16 protein-coding genes are annotated in these 19,251 nt (G+C 70.6%); 7 read left to right on the forward strand and 9 right to left on the reverse strand.

Annotation, left to right across the window (positions count from 1 at the left end):
* Positions 1 to 77: 77 nt before the first annotated feature.
* From ACFSNB_RS08355 to ACFSNB_RS08365, 3 genes are read right to left on the reverse strand one after another with little or no spacing between them, the layout of a single operon-like run.
* A complete protein-coding gene (locus ACFSNB_RS08355; RefSeq protein ID WP_377315713.1) occupies positions 78 to 1,547 on the reverse strand; it encodes a hypothetical protein in 1,470 nt (489 codons plus the stop codon).
* Positions 1,544 to 1,789: a ribbon-helix-helix domain-containing protein gene (locus ACFSNB_RS08360; protein WP_377315714.1), complete on the reverse strand. Its 246-nt coding sequence runs from the start codon at positions 1,787 to 1,789 to the stop codon at positions 1,544 to 1,546. Before ACFSNB_RS08360 ends, ACFSNB_RS08355 begins: the two co-directional genes overlap by 4 nt.
* A complete protein-coding gene (locus tag ACFSNB_RS08365) occupies positions 1,786 to 5,766 on the reverse strand; it encodes a Pls/PosA family non-ribosomal peptide synthetase (RefSeq protein WP_377315715.1) in 3,981 nt (1,326 codons plus the stop codon). Before ACFSNB_RS08365 ends, ACFSNB_RS08360 begins: the two co-directional genes overlap by 4 nt.
* A gap of 435 nt (positions 5,767 to 6,201) precedes the next feature.
* Here ACFSNB_RS08365 and ACFSNB_RS08370 point away from each other — a divergent pair, with 435 nt between their 5' ends.
* The gene (locus ACFSNB_RS08370; protein WP_377315716.1) at positions 6,202 to 7,419 is read left to right on the forward strand and encodes a benzoate/H(+) symporter BenE family transporter; all 1,218 of its coding nucleotides are present in this window, start codon (positions 6,202 to 6,204) and stop codon (positions 7,417 to 7,419) included.
* 21 nt (positions 7,420 to 7,440) lie between these two features.
* Here ACFSNB_RS08370 and ACFSNB_RS08375 read toward each other — a convergent pair whose 3' ends face one another.
* The 3 genes from ACFSNB_RS08375 to ACFSNB_RS08385 form a co-directional block, all read right to left on the reverse strand.
* Positions 7,441 to 7,734: a YciI family protein gene (locus tag ACFSNB_RS08375; protein ID WP_377315717.1), complete on the reverse strand. Its 294-nt coding sequence runs from the start codon at positions 7,732 to 7,734 to the stop codon at positions 7,441 to 7,443.
* Positions 7,735 to 7,828: 94 nt separating this feature from the next.
* The gene (locus ACFSNB_RS08380) at positions 7,829 to 8,095 is read right to left on the reverse strand and encodes a Txe/YoeB family addiction module toxin (protein ID WP_377315718.1); all 267 of its coding nucleotides are present in this window, start codon (positions 8,093 to 8,095) and stop codon (positions 7,829 to 7,831) included.
* The gene (locus ACFSNB_RS08385) at positions 8,092 to 8,343 is read right to left on the reverse strand and encodes a type II toxin-antitoxin system Phd/YefM family antitoxin (protein WP_377315719.1); all 252 of its coding nucleotides are present in this window, start codon (positions 8,341 to 8,343) and stop codon (positions 8,092 to 8,094) included. The genes ACFSNB_RS08380 and ACFSNB_RS08385 overlap by 4 nt, the downstream gene beginning before the upstream one ends.
* A 202-nt stretch (positions 8,344 to 8,545) precedes the next feature.
* Here ACFSNB_RS08385 and pgmG point away from each other — a divergent pair, with 202 nt between their 5' ends.
* From pgmG to ACFSNB_RS08405, 4 genes are all read left to right on the forward strand, one after another.
* Entirely contained in the window at positions 8,546 to 9,916 is a 1,371-nt protein-coding gene (pgmG, locus tag ACFSNB_RS08390; protein ID WP_377315720.1) for a phosphoglucomutase/phosphomannomutase PgmG, read from the forward strand.
* A 286-nt stretch (positions 9,917 to 10,202) separates the two neighbouring features.
* Positions 10,203 to 11,885, forward strand: coding sequence for a methyl-accepting chemotaxis protein (locus ACFSNB_RS08395; protein WP_377315721.1), 1,683 nt, complete (start codon positions 10,203 to 10,205; stop codon positions 11,883 to 11,885).
* 231 nt (positions 11,886 to 12,116) lie between these two features.
* On the forward strand, positions 12,117 to 13,376 hold the full coding sequence (gene tyrS, locus ACFSNB_RS08400; RefSeq protein ID WP_377315722.1) for a tyrosine--tRNA ligase: 1,260 nt from the start codon (positions 12,117 to 12,119) through the stop codon (positions 13,374 to 13,376).
* 378 nt (positions 13,377 to 13,754) lie between these two features.
* Positions 13,755 to 14,081 carry a hypothetical protein gene (locus ACFSNB_RS08405; protein ID WP_377315723.1) on the forward strand — a complete coding sequence of 109 codons (327 nt, stop codon included), beginning with the start codon at positions 13,755 to 13,757 and terminating at the stop codon, positions 14,079 to 14,081.
* A 21-nt stretch (positions 14,082 to 14,102) separates the two neighbouring features.
* On the opposite strand, the gene ACFSNB_RS08410 is transcribed toward ACFSNB_RS08405, so the two are convergent.
* A complete protein-coding gene (locus ACFSNB_RS08410; RefSeq protein WP_377315724.1) occupies positions 14,103 to 14,564 on the reverse strand; it encodes a cupin domain-containing protein in 462 nt (153 codons plus the stop codon).
* 103 nt (positions 14,565 to 14,667) lie between these two features.
* Here ACFSNB_RS08410 and ACFSNB_RS08415 point away from each other — a divergent pair, with 103 nt between their 5' ends.
* Positions 14,668 to 15,570: a DUF1848 family protein gene (locus ACFSNB_RS08415; protein WP_377315725.1), complete on the forward strand. Its 903-nt coding sequence runs from the start codon at positions 14,668 to 14,670 to the stop codon at positions 15,568 to 15,570.
* A gap of 115 nt (positions 15,571 to 15,685) precedes the next feature.
* Complete coding sequence (locus ACFSNB_RS08420) at positions 15,686 to 16,114, forward strand: hypothetical protein (protein ID WP_377315726.1); 429 nt, start codon at positions 15,686 to 15,688, stop codon at positions 16,112 to 16,114.
* 58 nt (positions 16,115 to 16,172) lie between these two features.
* Here ACFSNB_RS08420 and polA read toward each other — a convergent pair whose 3' ends face one another.
* On the reverse strand, positions 16,173 to 19,007 hold the full coding sequence (polA, locus tag ACFSNB_RS08425; RefSeq protein WP_377315727.1) for a DNA polymerase I: 2,835 nt from the start codon (positions 19,005 to 19,007) through the stop codon (positions 16,173 to 16,175).
* Entirely contained in the window at positions 19,004 to 19,207 is a 204-nt protein-coding gene (locus ACFSNB_RS08430; RefSeq protein ID WP_377315728.1) for a zinc-finger domain-containing protein, read from the reverse strand. Before ACFSNB_RS08430 ends, polA begins: the two co-directional genes overlap by 4 nt.
* Positions 19,208 to 19,251: the final 44 nt, after the last annotated feature.

Consider the following 19,251-nt stretch of genomic DNA (forward strand, 5'->3'; position numbering starts at 1 on the left):
GCTCCGGCAAACGCACCGGAAACGACCCTGTCGGCGGCTTTTTTACCGTTCGGGTCAGTTTGATCGCTCAGGATCGCTCAGGCCGGCGTGGCGCATCGGGCGCGGGCGAGAATCCGCTGGGCGGCGTAGCCGAACAGGGCCAGCCACAGCGGCACGGTCGGCAGGGCATGGCGGGTTTCGAGGTGAAGCATGGCGTAGCTGAGCAGGAACAGCGTGCCGCCGGCCCAGCAGAACAGCACGGCGGCGGCGGGGCCGGGCTCGGAGCGCCAGCGGCGGGCGGCGAGCAGCGGGGCGACGACCAGCGCAATGGTGAAGCCGAGCAGGGCGGCGACCTCCAGCAGGCTTTGCAGCAGCAGCGCGGGCAGGTGGTCGAGCCGGCCCTGGCGCACCGCCAGCCATTGCTCGCGCGCCGCGCCGATCCAGCGTTGGCCGCCGGCCTGATGCAGGCGCAGGGCCTCGTTGAGATTGAACAGCGGGTCGAAGCTCAGATGGGCGAGGGCGCCGTAATTGAGGTTGGCGGCGACGGTGGCGGCATAAGCGAGCGGATGCGCCCGCACGGTGGCGAGGAAATGGGCGAAGGTCAGCCGGCCGAAGGCGAGCGGGTCGGTTCCCTCGCGGTTGGCGATGGCGGTGGCGAGGTTCTGCACCGCCGCCATGCCGTGCTCGACCGGCAGGGCGCGGGCGGCGGCGCAGACCGGGTCGGCGCAGGCGAACGGATCGGCGAGGCCGCGATCGCGCAGATTGACGCTGGGCCACAGCCAGTTGATGCCGCCGGTCAGGCTGAAGAACGGATGGCCGGTGCGGAGCTGGTTCCAGCCGGTGACGCCGAGATAGCAGGCGAGGATCGGCCCGGCCGCCAGCAGGGCCAGCCGGCCGGTGGCGGCGGGGCCGAGGCGGCGGACCGCCCCGAGCAGCAGCAGGCCGCCGAGCGGCAGCACGGCGTGGTACCACGCGGTGTCGCGCAGGGTCATCGCCAGCGCCCAGGCCAGCCCGACCGCGACGGCGAAACGGGCGCCCGGTGCCGGGCCATCGGCGCCATCGGCGAGGCGGGCGACGATCGGCAGCAGGGCGGCGAGCATCAGGCTGGCATGCAGGCTGTCGCTGAGGATCGCCAGATCGAACAGCAGGAAATCGGACAGGCCGCACAGCAGCACCAGCCCGAGCCGCAGCGGCACCGACGCCACCAGCCGGGGCAGCACCCGCCCGAACAGCGCCAGCACGCCGAGGCTGGCGGCGGATTGCAGCAGGACCAGCAGCCATGGCGCCTGGGCACCGGCCAGGGTGCGGGCGGCGGCGATCAGCAGCGGATAGCCATAGGGGCGGAACAGCAGATCGGGGGTGGACGCGGCGGTCCACTCGCCCGCCCGCCACCAGCCGGGGGTGTCGAGCACCCACTGGCCGATGCGCAGATAGAGGGCGCTGTCCTCGAACCGGGTGGGGCCGAGGGCCAGCAGCAGGGCCAGCTTGACCGCCGCCACCGCCAGCAGGGCCAGCGGCAGCAGGCGGCGGCGATAGCGGCGCTCGGGGTCGGGCGCCGGCGGGGTCATCCCCCCGCCATCCGCTTGGCCTCGGCCAGCACGAACACCCGGAGCGCGGCGGAGAGCGAGACCGGCTCGTCCGGGCCGAAGCGGGTCGAATCGATCTCGGTCACCAAAAGGTTGAGCGAAACGCCGCGCCGGGCGGCGATCGCCCGCAGCTCGTCCCAGAACGCCACCTCCAGGGTGACGCTGCTGGGATGGCCGGCGATGGTGACCGAGCCCTTGCGGATCCGGCCCGGCGCGGCGGTCACGGCGCGGCGGCCGGCTGGGCCGGGGCGCCTTCCCAGGCGCTGTGCGGCGGGATCGATTCGCCCTTCATCACGATGGTGAACAGGCCGATGCGGGCGAAATCGCCGACATGGGTGTCATAGAGCACGGTCGAGCCGGCACCGATGCTGACCCCCTGGCCCATCCGCACCACGCCGACCTTCATCACCCGGTCCTCGTAGAGGTGGGTCTGAAGCGCCGAGGCGGTGTTGATGGCGCAGTAATCGCCGACATGGATGCAGTCGAACTCGGTGATGTCGTTGGCGTCCATGAACACGCCCTTGCCGATATGGCAGCCGAACAGGCGGAGGAACCAGGGCAGGAACGGGGTGCCGCGCAGATGGTCGAGCATCACCTTGCCGGCCATGCCCCAATACATCACCGCCACCGCCTCGGTCCGCAGCGCCCACCACGACCACATCGGCTTGGCGGTGGGGCGGTAGACCCCCATCATCAGCCATTTGACGGTGATGGCGCAGAGAGTCAGCCCGACCGAGATCGCCACGCTGGCGGCGCAGAACAACACCGCCACCACGCCGTAATCGTGCAGGGCGATCCAGTGGTCGATCACCTCGACCGACAGGATGCCGAAGGTGATGAACAGCATGGTCGGCAGCGACACCGCGAAGGCCTCGAACAGGGCGCGCCACGCCCGCCGCCACCAGGGCGGCTCGTAGGTCCAGGCGGCGCCGATCGAATCGAACCGCTGGCGCACCGGCAGCTTCAAGGGCGGGCTGCCGAACCAGGTGTCGCCCGACTGGATCTGATCGTTGTCGGGCGGCAGCGACTTGATGCCGATCAGGGTGCCCTCGGGCAGTTCGGTGCCGGGCGGGATCACCGCGTCGTTGCCGACGAACACCCGGGGGCCGATCCGCACCGGCTCGACATCCATCCAGTTGCGGCGGACGGTTTCGTCGCCGAGGATCACCTCGTCGGCGATGAAGCTCTTCTCGCCGATCTCGGTGACGTCGTAGCGGCCGGCGAGGTTGCAGGAAATCTCGGCGTCGCGGCCGATCCTGGTCCCCATCAGCCGGTACCACAGCCGCATGTAGACGGTGGCGTAGAGCGAGGACAGGGTTTCCAGCATCAGCTCGGTGGCCAGGGCGACGATCCATTTGCGGACATAGAAGCCGCCATAGACCGAATAGCGTCCGGCGGTGACCACCGGCAGTACCGTCCAGCGCACCAGCGCCAGCAGCAGCATGGTCAGCACGATCAGCGCCATCGCCGTCGGCCAGGCCAGCAGCGGCAGGATGGTGAGGTAATCGCGCTGTCCGGCCCCGGCGAACACGTCGCTCAGGCTTTCGAACAGGGTGAAGGCGGGGAAGATCGGGATCAGGCTGATCGGCGGCAGCACCACCAGCATCACCAGATAGAACAGGCTGAGGGCGGCCTTGCGCGGGCGGCTGGCATGAGCCGGCTCGGGCTGGCCGTCGAGATCGATCGGGCCGCGCCGCCGCGCCGGCGAGCCGGTCCACAGCTCGGCCCGGCCGGTGCGGGTGCCGGCGGCCAGCGCCGACATGTCGCCCAGTTCGCTGTCGGCGCCGAGCTTGGTGTCGGCCCCGACCACCGCCGAGGTGCCGACATGGCACTGGTCGCCGATCTCGATGGTGCCGATCACCAGCTCGTTGCCGATCACCTCGGCATTGGCCAACTTGACCTTGCCGCCGATCACCACCCCCTGGCCGATGCTGATCAGGTCGAAGGCGCCGGCTTCCAGTTCGCCGATGTTGCAGTCGCTGCCGACCCGGGCGCCCAGCGCGCGCAGATAGACCCCCATGATCGGGGTGCCCTGGAACCACTTGATGTGGGCGACGTTGACCACCCGCTGCGCCAGCCACCAGCGGAAATAATACAGGCCCCACAGCGGATAGCGGCCGGGCCTGGTCCGGCCGATCGCCAGCCATTTCAGCCCGACCGAGCCGACGATGGTGCCGATGTTGATCACCGCGTAGGTCAGCATCAGCACCACGATCTCGCGGCCGAGTCCGGCCTCGTCGCCCGACAGCAGCATGTAGCTGACGAACACCCCGAGCCAGGGCAGGGTGGTCAGCGTCAGGATCAGCGGCATCACCAGCGCCTGGGCCAGCCCGCACAGCAGGCGGCGGCCGAGCGGCGGCGGTTCGAACGACAGGTCGCGGACGGTGGCGCTGGCGCGGGAATCGAGCAGCGCCGCCATCGCCCGCAGGGTGCGGGTGGCGTAGATCTCGGTCAGGGTCAGGCTGGCCAGGGCCGGATCCTGCCGCACCGCCGAGACGAAGCGGGCGGCGAGCAGGGAATGGCCGCCGAGATCGGTGAAGAAATCGGCCGCGAACGGGATCGACTGGCCGGGGAACACCGCCTGGGCGGCGGCCAGCAGCTTGGCCTCGGTGGCGGTGGCGGGGGCTTCCTGCTCCTCGGCCGGGGCGGCGTCGAGCGGCAGGGCGGCCAGCGCCTTGCGATCGACCTTGCCCGACACCAGCCGGGGCAGCGCCGCGACCGGCTGGACCAGCGCCGGCACCATGTAGGGCGGCAGGCCCTGGCGCAGCCCGGCCCGTAGCGCGGCGGGATCGGGCGGCGGGGCGTCGGCGGCGGCGACGACGAAGGCGACCAGCCGCTCGGTGCCGTCGTCGCGGCGCAGCGCCACCGCCGCCTGGGCGATGCCGGGAGCGGCGGCGAGGCGGGATTCGATCTCGCCCAGCTCGACGCGGAAGCCGCGGATCTTGACCTGATCGTCGATCCGGCCGTGGAAGGCGAGGGTGCCGGCCTCGGTGACGCTGACCGCGTCGCCCGAACGGTACAGCAGCGGGGCGGCGCCGTCCTGGTCCCACGGATTGGCGATGAACTTGGTGGCGGTCAGTTCGGGCCGGCCGAGATAGCCGGCGGCGATGCCGGGGCCGCCGATCAGCAATTCGCCGGTCTGGCCCGGCGCCACCGGCGCCAGCGCCTCGTCGGCGACGTAGCAGACATAATTGGCGATCGGGGCGCCGATGGTGACCACGTCGCCCGGGGCCAGTTCGGCCACGGTGGCGACCACCGTCGCCTCGGTCGGGCCATAGGTGTTGAACAGGCGGCGGCCGGGCCGGCTCCAGCGCTCGACCAGGGCCGGCGGGCAGGATTCGCCGCCGAGCAGGATCAGCCGCAGCGTGGTCACGTCGCGCGGCAGCAAGGCGAGCAGGGTCGGCACGGTGTCGATCACGGTAACGCCGGCCTGCTCCAGCAGGTCGGGCAGACGCTCGGTTTCGGCCAGGGTGCGCGGCCCGGCCACCCACAGCCGGGCGCCGACCAGATAGGGGACGAAGATCTCTTCCAGCGACAGATCGAACGCCACCGAGGCGCCCTGGAACATCACGTCGGCGGCGGTGATGCCATAGGCCTGGTTGGCGGCGCGCAGGAAGTGGCAGATGGCGCGGTGCGGGATCACCACCGCCTTGGGCTTGCCGGTCGAGCCCGAGGTGTAGATCAGATAGGCCGGATCCTCGGCCGAGCCGCCCCGGGCGCGCGGGGCCGGCGGCGGTTCGGCCGGGCGGTCGAGCAATTCGGCGGCGCGCAGGGTCTCGGCCGGCAGCGGGGCCTCGATCCGTCCCTGGGTGTCGGCATCGACCAGGATCGCGGCGGCGGCGCAATCCTCCAGGCATTCGGCGACGCGGCCCGACGGCGCCTCGGCGTCGAACGGGATGTAGGCGGCGCCGCTCTGGAGGATGCCGAGCAGGGCGGCATGCAGGTCGAGCGAGCGGGTCATCCACAGCCCGACGAAGGCGCCCGGCCCGATTCCGCGCGCGACCAGGGCGGCGGCGATCCGCCCGGCCCGTTCGGCCAGCGTGGCGTAATCGAGGGTGACGTCGCCGCCGGTGACGGCCGGGGCGGTGGGGGTGCGGGCGACGGTGGCGGCAAAGATCTCGTCGAGCCGCTCGTCGCGAATCAGGGACGGATCGCGAGGGCCGGTCAGGCAGGCGGGCGCGGAGGGGGAAACCTGGGTCATGATGGTCCGATAAGGCCGGCGACGGGGCGGGGGCCCGGGCGGCGGCCCCGGATTGGGGCGTCCGGCCCCTGGCGTCGGCGGCGAAGGGATGCCCCGACACTATAAGGGGGGGCAGGGCCGGGCGCAATCACCCGCGCGGGGGGAGACCGGTTCGCGGCCCCGGAGTCAATTCCCTCGGGGCCCGGCCCAATCCGCTGCCGATCCGTTTTGGCTCAAAAGGCGTGGAACAAAATTTCACGACGTGAAAAAATACAATATTTACAATATACAGCTAATTTTTGTTGTTGTCGAATGCTGCGTATGCTACCTAATAAAGCCAAGTCATGTTTTTATTTGTTATCAGTTAGTAAAATGGAGGCGTGATGACGCTCGAAAGCCAACCTAAAATGGTGTTGGGCAATTGATCGCCGTCGCCTGCGTCTCTCCGAGATCGTGATGTCGTTGGTTCGATCCCTCACCCGCGACCTGTCGTTGTCCGCCCTGGCGGCCGGCGCTATCGCCGTGGCCGTCTCCTATGCGGGGCCGGCGGCCATCATCTTTGAGGCGGCCAAGTCCGGCGGCCTCAGCCCGTCGCAGGTGTCGTCGTGGATTTGGGCGGTGTCCGTGGGGAGCGGCATAACCGGCATCTATCTCAGCCTGCGCTTCAAGGCCCCGGTGATAACCGCATGGTCGACGCCAGGAGCGGCATTGCTGGTGAGTTCCCTTGGCCAGTATGGCTATGCGGAAGCGCTTGGCGCCTATATCGTGTCCGCGCTGCTCATTGCCGGCTTGGGGGTGACCAACCTGTTTTCGCGGGTGATGGCGTGGCTGCCCAAGAGTCTGGTCGCCGCCATGTTGGCCGGCGTGCTTTTTCGCTTCGGGATCGGCCTGTTCTTGTCGCTGGAGCAGGCGTCGGGGTTGGTTCTGCCCATTGTCGCCGGATATCTGGTCGGGCGGCGCCTGTTGCCTCGATATGCCGTGGTTCTCGCCTTGGCGACGGGGCTGTGCGTGGCGGCCTCCCTGGGGCTGCTCGATGGGGCGTCCCTGTCGCTCTCCCTGGCGGAGCCGCAATGGACGAGCCCAAGTTTCACCTTGTCCGCCGTGGTCGGCCTGGGCCTGCCGCTCTGCTTCGTGACGATGGCCTCGCAAAACGCTCCCGGTGTCGGCGTCCTCCAATCCGCGGGCTACAGCGTGCCGGTTTCGCCTCTGGTGACCACCACCGGGCTGTGGTCACTGTTGCTGGCGCCGTTCGGCGCTCACGGAATCAATTTGGCGGCGATCACCGCCGCGATTTGCACCGGCCCGGAATGTCATCCGGAGCGCGAACGTCGCTATGTCGCAGGGGTGGCGTGCGGAAGCCTGTACCTCCTGGTCGGCGCTTTCGGCACGACCGTGGTCAGCCTGTTCATTCTGCTTCCCGTCCCCTTGGTCACGGCGGTCGCCGGTCTCGCCCTGCTGGGAGCACTTGCTGGCGGCCTGGCCGGAGCCATGCACGATGAAAGCCGGCGTGAAGCGGGTCTGGTGGCGTTCCTGATCACCGCGTCCGGGGTGTCGTTCTTCGGCGTCGGCTCCGCCTTCTGGGGAATGTGCGGCGGTCTTGTCGCCGACGGACTGATCCGGGGACGGCTGCCCCGCCGCTCCCGGGGGGACGGCGCAATCCCCCGCGCGGGATGACAACGGTTCGCGGTCCCGGCGTCAGTCCAGCCAGCCGTCGGGGATGTCCTCGGCCTTGCGGTTGGGACGAAAGGCGGTGATCTGGGCCGAGGCCACCCCGGTCAGCAGGAAGGGATCCTGGTGGACGATCGCCTCGATCTCCGCGCGCGACTCGCCGCGCGCCAGGATCACCCCGCCGACGCGCGGCTCCTGCGGGCCGGCCAGCAGGAAGCGGCCGGCGGCGAAATGCTCGGCGAGAAAGGCGCGGTGGGCGTCGAGCTGGGCGTCGATCTCGGCCAGCGGGCGAAGGTAGGTCACCTGGATCAGGTACAGCATCGGTACGACTCCGGTCGAAAGTGGGGCAAGCCGGCCAAGGGGCCGGGCGCCCCTGGGTGATCCCCCCGCAGGGCCAGGGGCCCTTCCCCCGTTTTCAGTAATGATAGCGGCATTGAGCGATTTCGAGGGCTTGAGTCTCGCCCGTCCCCGACACCCGGTAGACGAGGCGATGCTCGCCGGTGATCCGTCGCGACCACCATCCCTTGAGGGCGCCCTTCAAGGGTTCGGGTTTGCCCAGCCCCCGAAAGGGATCGCGCCGCGCATTCTTGATCAGCTCGTTGATCTTTCGGACCATTTCCGGGTCTTCCGCCTGCCAGGACAGGTAGTCCTCCCAGGCGGGCTCGGCCCAGACCAGCTTCATTCAACGATGTCGCGTTCGCGGCCCTGGCCGGCGTCCAGCTGCGCGATGGCGGTGGTAAGGCGTTGCGCATTGGCCGGGCTGCGCAGCAGATGGATGGTTTCCATCAGGCTGTCATATTCGCTCTCGTCCAGGACGACGACGGAGCGCCCTTTCTGTCGCGTGACCGTCAGCGGCGCGCGCGAATCGCACACCTGATCCATGAAGCGGGCGAGTGATTGGCGGAACTCGGTGTAGGTGGCGTGCGCCATCCGGTCCTCCTGGGTTGACCTGTACATATATATGTACGCCTCCGGAGCCGCAAGCGTTTGCCCCCCCCGACCATCGACGGGATCCAAGGGCCTTGCGGCCCGGGGCCGGGTGCGGGCAGCGCCCGCGATTTTTTCTCACCCCTGTGGCCGCCCCGCCCCCTGTTGCGCTATATCCGGGTCAGTTGATCCAGGGGAGGGCTTCATGCCGCATCAGTTTGATCCGACCATTCTGCGCGAATACGACATCCGGGGCATCGTCGGGTCCACCCTGTTCCCGGCCGACGCGCGGGCGATCGGGCAGGGGTTCGGCAGCGTGGTGCGCGAGCAGGGCGGGCACGAGGTCTGTGTCGGCCGCGACGGGCGGCTGTCCTCGCCCGAACTGGCGGCGGCGCTGACCGAGGGGCTGGTGGCGGCCGGCTGCCGGGTGCGGTCGATCGGGCTGGGGCCGACGCCGATGCTGTATTACGCCGCCAAGGCGCGCGAGGCCGACGGGGCGATCATGGTCACCGGCAGCCACAATCCGGGCGACCATAACGGCTTCAAGATGGTGCTGGGCGGCAAGCCGTTCTTCGGCCCCGCCATCGCCGCGCTGGCGCCGCGTCTGGCCGAGGGCCGGCTGGTCGAGGGGGCCGGCTCGGCGGTCGAGGATCCGGTGTTCGACGAATATGTCGAGCGGCTGGCGCTCGATTACGACGGGGCGCGCGGGCTGAAGGTGGTGTGGGATTGCGGCAACGGCGCCACCGGCGCGGCGGTCGAGGCGCTGACGGCGCGGCTGCCGGGGCGGCACATCCTGCTCTACACCGCGATCGACGGCAGCTTTCCCCACCATCATCCCGACCCGACCGTGCCGGCCAACCTCGAGGATCTGCGCGAGCGGGTGGTGGCGGAGGGCGCCGATCTCGGCGTTGCCTTCGACGGCGACGGCGACCGGCTCGGGGTGGTGGACGGGCTGGGGCGGATCCTGTGGGGCGACCAGATCCTGGCCCTGCTGGCCGAGGACCTGCTGAAGGACCATCCCGGCGCCACCGTGATCGCCGACGTCAAGGCGTCGCAGGTGCTGTTCGACGAGGTCACCCGCCTCGGCGGCCGCGCCCTGATGGGGCGGACCGGCCATTCGCTGATCAAGACGATGATGGCCGAGACCGGCGCCCTGCTGGCCGGCGAGATGAGCGGCCATCTGTTCTTCGCCGACCGCTATTACGGCTTCGACGACGCGCTGTACGCGGCGGTGCGGCTGATCGGGCTGGTGGCGCGCACGACCGAGACCCTGGCCCACCGCCGCGACCGGCTGCCGGTGCGGGTCAACACCCCGGAACTGCGCTTCGACTGCGCCGAGGACCGCAAGCAGGCGGTGGTGGCCGAGGTGCGGGCCCGGCTCGACGCCGCCGGCCAGCCCTATCAGGGCATCGACGGGGTGCGGGTGCCGACCGCCGACGGCTGGTGGCTGCTGCGCGCCTCCAACACCCAGGCGGTGCTGGTCGCCCGCTGCGAGGCGTCGAGCCCGGCCGGGCTGGTCCGGGTCAAGGCCGACCTCGCCGCCCAACTGGCGCAAAGCGGCATCGCCGCGCCCTGACTTTCCCGCCCGTCCGGCCGCCCGTCCGACACCGCCGCCCCGCCCGTCCGGGCGGGGCGGGGCGCGGCCGGCGGGGTGCGGGCGCGCGGCAAATTCACACCCGGTGTTGACCCGAGCCTGCTATCTTGCCGCCGCTTCGATGTGAGCGCCGCCACAGACAAGGCGGCGCGAACGCCGTTGACGCCCCGTCAACCCCGCTGTTACGGTCCCCCCCAAAGATCGCGCAGGCGTTCAAGGCCGGCGATACAGCAGAGACCAGAGTTACAGGTCCAAGGAATCCGGTGAAATGAAGGCTTTGTCCCTCCGTCAGCAGATCATGCTGATGCCCATACTTTCGGCCGCGGCGATCATCCTTATCGCTGTTTTATCCCTGACCATCGTCCACGCCAAGATCGACGCCGCCCACCGGATCCAGATCAAGAGCGCAACCGAGGTGGCGATCAGCGTCGCCGGCGCGTTGCAGGGCGAGGTTGCCGCCGGCCGGCTGGAGGAGGAGCAGGCCCGCCTGCTGGCCCGCGACGCGCTGCGGGCGATCCGCTTCGCCGGCAACGAATATTTCTACGTCTACGATTACGACGGCAAGCTGGAGGTCCACCCGGTCAAGACCGAGCTGGAGGGCACCTACCAACTGAAGGACACGGTTGACGTCAACGGCGTCCACACCATCACCGAACTGATCGCGGCGGCCAAGCGGGGCGGCGATTTCGTCGCCTTCCAGTGGGCCAAGCCGGGCGAGAGCAAGCCGTCCGACAAGCTCGGCTATGCCGCCGGCTTCGCGCCGTGGGGCTGGATGGTCGGCACCGGGGTCTATGTCGATGACGTCGCCGCCGAAACCCGCGCCGCGCTGGTGTGGATCGCCCTGGCCGGGCTGGCGGCGCTGGCGCTGTCGGTGGCGGTCGGGCTGTGGGTGGCGCGCGGCATCGGCCGCCGGGTCCATCACCAGTCGGAACGGCTGCTGGAACTGGCCGACGGCGCCCTGGACCGGCCGATCGTCGCCGATGGCGGCCATGACGAGGTCAGCCAGATGGCCGAGGCACTGGAAACCCTGCGCCGCCGCCTGATCGACAGCCGCGATCTGGCCGCCACCCGCGCCGCCGAGCAGAGCGCCCACGCCGAGTCCGCCCTGCGCATCGGCGCGCTGGCGCGCGAGTTCGATGCCACTTCCGGCGCCGCGCTCGACGTGGTGGCCAAGGCGGCGGTCGAACTGGAAACCGACGCCGCCGGGATGGCCCGCGCCGCCGAACTGACCGCCGACCGCGCCGTCACCGTCGCCGCCGCCGCCGAACAGGCCTCGAGCAACGTCGAGACCGTCGCCGCCGCCACCGAGGAACTGACCGCCTCGATCGGCGAGATCGCCCGGCAGGTCGGCGGCTCGGCCAAGGTCGCGCTCGACGCCTCGGCCGAGGCCGGCCGCACCAGCGAGCATGTGCGCGGGCTGGCCGAGGCGGCGCAGCGGATCGGCGCGGTGGTCAACCTGATCAACGACATCGCCGCCCAGACCAATCTGTTGGCGTTGAACGCCACCATCGAGGCGGCCCGCGCCGGCGAGGCCGGCAAGGGCTTTGCCGTGGTGGCGGGCGAGGTCAAGCATCTCGCCAACCAGACCGCCAAGGCGACCGAGGAGATCGGCGAGCAGATCGCCGCGATCCAGCAGGCCAGCGGCGTCGCGGTGGGGGCGATCGATTCGATCGCCGGCATCATCGACAGCATCCGCGATTCGACCACCACCATCGCGGCGGCGGTCGAGCAGCAGGGCGCCGCCACCCGCGAGATCACCCGCAACGTCCACGAGGCGGCGGCCGGCACCGGTCTGGTCACCCGCACCATCGCCGAGGTGACCGAGGCGGTGGCGGACACCCGCCGCATCTCGCGCGCCGTCCACGACGCCTCGGGCCGGCTGCGCCAGCAATGCGACCAGATGCGCGGCGAGGTCGGCACCTTCATCGCCGGGGTCCGTCAGGGGGGCTGAATTCCGCCCTCCGGCGCGGCGGGCGGGGCGGATCGGCCTTGCCGCCGCCGCGCCGGAGGGTCTATGGTCCGGGGCATGACCAGGATGCCTGCCCCGTCGCGCCGGTATTACGCGCCGTCCCCCTAGGGCGGCGTCGATGGTCATGGACTGACACATCCCCACCGCCGCACGGTCGGCGGCAGGTGTCTCAGTGGCAGGGTCTCCGGCCTGCGGCCTCTTCGGAGACCCCGCATGGGCACCCCTGACAGCCGATCCGATTTCCTCCGCGTGATGACCGAGCGCGGCTTCCTCCATCAATGCACCGACCGGGCGGGGCTGGAAGCCGCCTTCGGCCGGGGCGCGGTCACCGCCTATGTCGGGTTCGACGCCACCGCCGACAGCCTGCATGCCGGCCACCTGCTGTCGATCCTGGCCCTGCGCTGGTTGCAGCGCACCGGCAACCGGCCGATCGTGCTGATGGGCGGCGGCACCACCCGGATCGGCGACCCGAGCTTCCGCGACACCACCCGGCCGATGCTCGACGATGCCCGCATCGCCGCCAACATCGCCGGCATCCGCCGGGTGTTCGAACGCCTGCTGCGCTTCGGCGCCGGCCCGGGCGACGCGGTGCTGGTCGATAATGCCGACTGGCTCGACGGGCTGGGCTACATCGCCTTCCTGCGCGATTTCGGCCGCCATTTCACCGTCAACCGGATGCTGAGCTTCGATTCGGTCAAGCAGCGCCTCGACCGCGAACAGGCGCTGACCTTCCTTGAATTCAATTACATGCTGCTCCAGGCCTACGATTTCGTCGAGCTGTCGCGCCGCCACGGCTGCGTGTTGCAGCTGGGCGGATCGGACCAGTGGGGCAACATCGTCAACGGGGTCGAGCTGGGCCGCCGGATCGACGGGCGCGCGCTGTTCGGCCTGACCTGCCCGCTGCTGACCACCGCCTCGGGGGTCAAGATGGGCAAGAGCGCGGGCGGGGCGGTGTGGCTCAACCCCGAGCGCCTGTCGGCCTACGGCTTCTGGCAGTTCTGGCGCAACAGCGAGGATGAGGATGTCGGCCGCTTCCTCCGGCTGTTCACCGAACTGCCGCTGGACGAAATCGCCCGGCTGGCCGCGCTCGGCGGCAGCGAGATCAACGCGGCCAAGAAGATCCTGGCCGATCACGTCACCGCGCTGGTGCATGGCGCCGAGGCGGCCCGCGCCGCCGCCGAAACCGCCCGGCTGACCTTCGAGGCCGGCGGCGGGGCCGAGGGGCTGCCGACCGTCGCGGTGGCGCGGGCCGAGCTGGCGGCCGGCCTCGCCTTGGTCGATCTGCTGGTGGGGGCGGGGCTGGCGGCGTCGAAGGGCGAGGCCCGCCGCCTGATCGCCGGTGGCGGGGCGCGGGTCAACGGCGTCGCGGTGGCCGAGGCGGGGCGGTGCCTGACCCTGGCCGATCTGGCCGGCGCGGGCGGGATCAAACTGTCGGCCGGGCGGAAACGCCACGCCCTGGTGGCGGTGCGCTGACGCGGATCGGGGCGGCGCCGCCGCCCCGGTCTCCCCGCGCCCCGCCTGTCCGCGCCGGAACGGGGTGGGGCGCCTTTTTGTCGCGAAATAATGCGGCGGCGCCGGATTCCGGGCGAGTGGGGTGGGCTGGTCAAGGAATTTGGTTGTTTATCATTTGAATTTTGATGACCAAAGATCATCTCAAATCACAATAGCGGCAACCTTTGGTTATCTGTAAAGTAAGTTTTCAATACCAAAAGCGTATCTCATTTTCACACAAAAACAAAACAAATGCGTTATTTTGTCGCTGGCGAACAAGCGGTCTATTTGCGATAGATGGTTGCGCCCGAGTGTCGCGGGGGGGGCTGCGGGCCGGATGGAAAAGAGGTGATGGGGGAAATGTCATATTTCAGTAATGAAAGCGTCACGATTCTTGACGCCCTGGTGCGGCGGTTCGAAGGAAAGCCCGGCGGCGAGGACGAGGAAATCCGCCAGACGGTCGATCGGATCGTGCTGATGATTCTGCAACTGGCGGAAACGCCGTCCGAGCATTTGGGCGAACTGGCGATCAAGCTGGCGCGGCTGGTGGCGTGGCGGCTGGACACCGGCGCGGTGGACGAGGTCGAGCTGTCGCTGCTCAACGGCATCGCCGCCGACCTGCACCGGCTCGGCGCGGCCGAGGCCGGCCAGGGCGGCGAGTCCCGCCCCGGCCCCGGCGGGGCCTGACCCGGGCGGCGGGGCGGCGTTTCAGCCGGCCCCACTGTCCTTGCGGCGGTAGCGTGGTCCCTGGCGGTAGCGGTCGGGTTCGAAGGCGAGGTCGATGTCGGGATATTCGCCGTGATCGGCGTCGATCCGGCTGCCGATGGCGAGGAAACGGGCCTCGGCGTCCGACAGGTTCCGCAGGTGGTGGCCGTTGCCGCCGGCGGGAAAGGCGGCGGCGTCGCCGGCCCGCAGCAGGGTTTCACCCTGGTCCTCGACCAGGGTCAGTTCCCCCGCCAGCACATAGACGAATTCCTCCTCGGCGCTGTGCCAGTGGCGCTGGCTCGACCAACTGCCCGGCGGCAGCACCACCAGATTGACTCCGAACTGGCCGAGCCCGCCGGCGGCGGCCAGCCGTTGCACCCGCCGCGCCGCGCAGGGGGCGTCATGCGGCGGGGGATAGGATGTGCCGGTCAGCACCGGCAGGGCGTTGGGATCGATCTTGGGCAAGGCGGGCCTCCGTCCTCGGCGCGAACCGGCCCCAGCATAGCATGGCGGCGCCCGGCCCCCGACAGCGGTTCCCTTCGGCCGGCGGCGGTCTTACCCTGGCGGGATGATCATCTCGGCCAGCTACCGCAGCGACATCCCGGCCTATCACGCCGAGTGGTTCCTCGCCCGTTTCCGCGCCGGCCGGGCGCTGGTGGTCAATCCGTATGGCGGCGGGGTGGCGGCGGTGCCGCTGCGGGTCGGGGTGGACGGCTACGTGTTCTGGAGCCGCGATCCCGCCCGCTTCGAGGCCGGGTTCGAGGCGGTGCGCGCCGCCGGCCTGCCGTTCGTGCTCCAGCACACTTTGACCGATTATCCCGCCCCGCTGGAACGCGGCGGCGACCCGGCGCGGCGGATCGCCGCCTTCCGCGCCCTGGCCGCCCGTCACGGCCCCGAGGCGCTGGTGTGGCGCTACGACCCGGTGCTGATCGGCCCGCGCACCCCGCCCGAATGGCATCGTGACCGTTTCGCCGCCCTCGCCGCCGCGCTGGAGGGGGCCTGTGACGAGGTGGTGGTGTCGTTCGCCACCTTCTATCGCAAGGTCGAGCGCCGGCTCGCCCAGCTCGGCGAGGGCTGGAGCGACCCGCCCCCCGCCGCCAAGCAGGCGTTGCTGGCCGAACTGGCCGGGCTGGCGGCGGCGCGGGGGATGCGGCTGGCGCTGTGCTGCCAGCCGGCGCTGGTGGCGGCCAGCGGGCTGCCGGCGGCGTCCTGCATCGACCCGCGCCGGCTGGAACGGGTCGCCGCCGCCTGGGGCCGGCCCCGCTCGGTGGCGGCGCGGCCCCGGCCCAACCGCCCCGGCTGCGGCTGCGCCGACAGCCGCGACATCGGCGCCTACGACACCTGCCCGCGCGGCTGCGCCTTCTGTTATGCCGTCAACCGCTCGGGGGCGGTGTTCCGGGCCGCGCCGGAGAGTGAATGTCTCGGGCCGTTGCCGGTGGCGGACGGGGAGGGGCCCCGGCTGCTGCTGTGATGCGGGCTCCGCCCGCGCCCGCCAGGGGCCGCAAGGCCCCTGGACCCCAAAAATTGGCGGCATTGGGGGCGCGACGCGGGTAAAGTCAGGCGACAACCAAACGGGAGGGCGGGGCATGGCACGGTGGCGTACCATGATGGTGGCGGCGGCGGTGCTGGCGGTGGCGGCCTGCTCCGACAAGCCGGGCAGCGGCGCGGTCGAGGACGCGGTGCGGCAGCAGCTTCAGGACAACGAGCTGCTGCGCTACGATGCGATCAAGCAGAGCAATGGCTACAAGGTTGACGACAGCCATTACACCGCGATCGTCGAATACGACATCGTCTTCAACAAGTCGTACCAGGAATATGTCGAGGACGTGCTGCATCCGGCCAAGCCCAACGATGCCGGCGAGGCGCTGCAAAGCCTGGCCACCATGATCGGCGGCCCGATCGTGGTGCGGCAGACCTACGGCGATTTCAGCAAGGGCGAACGCCGCCACATCGTCAACCGCGAATACAAGTTCCTCAAGACCGACAAGGGCTGGCTGCTGCGCCCGGAAGAGTAACGGGTTCCCAGGGCCTGTGGCCCTGGGCGGAGAGCGTCGAGAGGCAGCGCCTCTCGACTTAATGCGCCTCGCCCCAACTGGCGGCGGCCTTGGCCTCGACCAGCAGCGGCACCGCCAGACTCACCGCGTTCTCCATCACCGCTCTGACGGCGGCGCAGGTGGCGTCGGCCTCGGCCTCGGGCGCCTCCAGCACCAGTTCGTCATGGACCTGGAGCAGCAGCCGCGCCTTGAGTCCCGCCTGTTCCAGCGCCGCCGGCAGCCGGACCATCGCCAGCTTGATGATGTCGGCGGCGCCGCCCTGGATCGGGCCGTTGATCGCGGCGCGCTCGGCGAAGGCGCGGGCGGCGGCGTTCTTGTCGTGGATGCCGGGGGTGAACACCTTGCGCCCGAGCGGGGTGCGGACGAAGCCGTGCTCGCGCGCTTCGGCCTTGGTCCGCTCCATGTAGGCGGGGATCTCGGGATAGCGGCGGAAATAGGCCTCGATATAGGCCCGGGCCTCGCCTTGGGGGATGCCGAGCTGGTGGGCGAGGCCGAAGGCGCTGATGCCGTAGATGATGCCGAAATTGATCGCCTTGGCGCGGCGGCGCAGGGCGCCATCGACCTGATCGGGGGCGACGCCGAAGATCTCGGCGGCGGTGGTGGCGTGGATGTCGGCCCCGCTGGCGAAGGCGGCCTGGAGGGCCTGGATCCCGGCGACGTGGGCGACCAGCCGCAGCTCGATCTGGGAATAGTCGGCCGAGACCAGCAGGTGGCCGGGCTCGGCGACGAAGGCGCGGCGGATCTTGCGGCCTTCCTCGCTGCGGATCGGGATGTTCTGGAGGTTGGGATCGGACGAGGACAGCCGGCCGGTGGTGGTGGCGGCCAGCGAGAAGCTGGTGTGGACCCGGCCGGTGGCGGGGTTGATCTGGGCAACCAGGGCGTCGCTGTAGGTGCTTTTCAGCTTGGCCAGTTGGCGCCAGTCGAGCAGGCGGGCCGGCAGCTCGTGCAGCGGGGCCAGTTCCTCCAGGATGTCGGCGCGGGTGGCCCACTGGCCGGTCTTGGTCTTCTTGCCGCCGGGCAGGCCGAGCCGCTCGAACAGCACCTTGCCCAATTGCTGGGGCGAGGCGAGGTTGAACGCCTCGCCGTCATTGAGGGCGATCACCTGCGCCTCCAACGTGGTGAGGCGCTGGGCGAAATCCTCGGACAAAGCGGCCAGCGCGGCGCGATCGACCTTGATGCCTTCCCGCTCCATCGCCACGATCACCGGCACCAGCGGGCGCTCCAGCGTCTCGTAGACCGTGCTCATCCGCTCGGCCAGCAGGCGCGGCTTGAGCAGGGCGTGCAGGCGCAGGGTGACGTCGGCGTCCTCGGCGGCGTAGTCGCGGGCCTGATCGAGCGGGACGCGGTCGAAGGTGATCTGCTTCCTGCCGCTGCCGCACACCGCCGCATAGGGGATGGTGGCGTGGCCGAGATGGCGCAGGGCCAGTTCGTCGAGGCCGTGGCCGTGGCTGGCGCCGTCGAGCACGTAGGACAGCAGCATGGTGTCGTCGAGCGGCGTTACATTCAGGCCGAGCCCGGCCAGCACCTGCATGTCGAACTTGATGTTGTGGCCGACCTTCAGCACCGAGGGATCGGCCAGCAGCGGGCGCAGCCGGTCGAGGATCTGGTCCACCGGCGGCAGGGTCGGGCCGGCGGCGGCCGGGGCAGCGTCGCCGCCGCCGAGATCGAGGCTGCCCTGTTCGGCCGGGGCGCTGTGGCGCAGCGGGATGTAGCAGGCCTCGCCCGGGGCCACCGCCAGCGACACCCCGACCAGATTGGCCCGCACCGCGTCGAGCGAATCCGTCTCGGTGTCGAAGCCGACCAGTCCGGCCTCGGTGGCGCGGGCGATCCAGCGGTCGAGGTCGGCGAGGTCGGTGACGAGGCGGTAGCCGTCGCGCGGCAGGCTGACCGCCGGGGCGGCCTCGGCGGCGGGGGCGGCGGCATGGATCGCGTCGGGCGGCGGCGCGATGGGGCGGGGGGCGGGGCGGGGCGCCGGGGTGGCGCCGTCGCGCTCCAGCCGGCCGAGCAGCGAGCGGAAGCCCTGTTCGGTCAGGAAGGCGCCGAGCCGGGCCGGGTCGAGCGGCCGCACCGCGAGCCCGCTCAGCGGCAGCGGCGGCGGGGCGTCGTCGCGCAGCCGCACCAGTTCGCGCGACAGGCGGGCCATCTCGGCATGGTCGAGCAGGGTCTGGCGCCGCTTGGGCTGGCGGATCTCGCCGGCGCGGGCCAGCAGGCTGTCGAGGTCGCCATATTCGCCGATCAACTGGGCGGCGGTCTTGATGCCGATCCCGGGCACCCCGGGGACGTTGTCGGTGGCGTCGCCGCACAGCGCCTGGACATCGACCACCCGCTCCGGGCCGACCCCGAACTTCTCGCGCACCGCCGCTTCATCGATGGCGCGGCTCTTGATCGGGTCGAGCATCGCCACCTGCGGCCCGACCAGCTGCATCAGGTCCTTGTCGGACGACACCACCGTCACCCGCGCCCCGGCCTCGCGGCCGAGCCGGGCATAGGTGGCGATCAGGTCGTCGGCCTCGAACCCGTCCAGCTCGATCCCGGCGACGTCGCAGGCGGCGACCGCCTCGCGCACCAGGGCGAATTGCGGCACCAGCTCCTCGGGCGGCGGCGGGCGGTGGGCCTTGTAGGCGGGATAGATCTCGCGGCGGAAGGTGGCGCGCGAACTGTCGAACACCACCGCCAGATGGTCGGCGTCGCTGTCGGCCAGCAGCTTCAGCAGCATGGTGGTGAAGCCGTAGACCGCGTTGACCGGGGTGCCGTCGCCCCGGCTCATCGGCGGCAGGGCGTGGAAGGCGCGGAAGATGAAGCCCGATCCGTCGATCAGGACCAGATGGCGCGGCGTCCCGGTCGGCTCGCTCAAGATGCCGCCGCCTCGGCCGGGGCGGCGGCGCTCGACAGGAACAGCCGCGAGCAATAGGGGCAGACCACCTCGCCGCCCGGCGGCAGGTCGAGGAACACCCGGGGATGGCCGAGCCCGTGGGCGACGTCGCCGTCGCAGGCGACCGGGCTGGTGGCGGCGCGGACCGGTTCGGTCGGGGGAATCGCGGAGAAGGAGGGCATCGACGGCATCCCCTATGCTGGCTCGGGTGGACAGGAACAGGGCC

Origin of the sequence: Phaeospirillum tilakii (assembly GCF_042683125.1) — a bacterium.
Classification (GTDB): domain Bacteria; phylum Pseudomonadota; class Alphaproteobacteria; order Rhodospirillales; family Magnetospirillaceae; genus Phaeospirillum; species Phaeospirillum tilakii.

What these genes read in the sequence shown, in the direction of transcription:
- ACFSNB_RS08355 (WP_377315713.1), bottom strand. Translation starts at nt 1,547, where the DNA reads ATGACCCCGCCGGCGCCCGACCCCGAGCGCCGCTATCGCCGCCGCCTG.
- ACFSNB_RS08365 (WP_377315715.1), bottom strand. Translation starts at nt 5,766, where the DNA reads ATGACCCAGGTTTCCCCCTCCGCGCCCGCCTGCCTGACCGGCCCTCGC.
- ACFSNB_RS08370 (WP_377315716.1), top strand. Translation starts at nt 6,202, where the DNA reads ATGTCGTTGGTTCGATCCCTCACCCGCGACCTGTCGTTGTCCGCCCTG.
- ACFSNB_RS08375 (WP_377315717.1), bottom strand. Translation starts at nt 7,734, where the DNA reads ATGCTGTACCTGATCCAGGTGACCTACCTTCGCCCGCTGGCCGAGATC.
- ACFSNB_RS08380 (WP_377315718.1), bottom strand. Translation starts at nt 8,095, where the DNA reads ATGAAGCTGGTCTGGGCCGAGCCCGCCTGGGAGGACTACCTGTCCTGG.
- ACFSNB_RS08385 (WP_377315719.1), bottom strand. Translation starts at nt 8,343, where the DNA reads ATGGCGCACGCCACCTACACCGAGTTCCGCCAATCACTCGCCCGCTTC.
- pgmG (WP_377315720.1), top strand. Translation starts at nt 8,546, where the DNA reads ATGCCGCATCAGTTTGATCCGACCATTCTGCGCGAATACGACATCCGG.
- ACFSNB_RS08395 (WP_377315721.1), top strand. Translation starts at nt 10,203, where the DNA reads ATGAAGGCTTTGTCCCTCCGTCAGCAGATCATGCTGATGCCCATACTT.
- tyrS (WP_377315722.1), top strand. Translation starts at nt 12,117, where the DNA reads ATGGGCACCCCTGACAGCCGATCCGATTTCCTCCGCGTGATGACCGAG.
- ACFSNB_RS08405 (WP_377315723.1), top strand. Translation starts at nt 13,755, where the DNA reads ATGTCATATTTCAGTAATGAAAGCGTCACGATTCTTGACGCCCTGGTG.
- ACFSNB_RS08415 (WP_377315725.1), top strand. Translation starts at nt 14,668, where the DNA reads ATGATCATCTCGGCCAGCTACCGCAGCGACATCCCGGCCTATCACGCC.
- ACFSNB_RS08420 (WP_377315726.1), top strand. Translation starts at nt 15,686, where the DNA reads ATGGCACGGTGGCGTACCATGATGGTGGCGGCGGCGGTGCTGGCGGTG.
- ACFSNB_RS08430 (WP_377315728.1), bottom strand. Translation starts at nt 19,207, where the DNA reads ATGCCCTCCTTCTCCGCGATTCCCCCGACCGAACCGGTCCGCGCCGCC.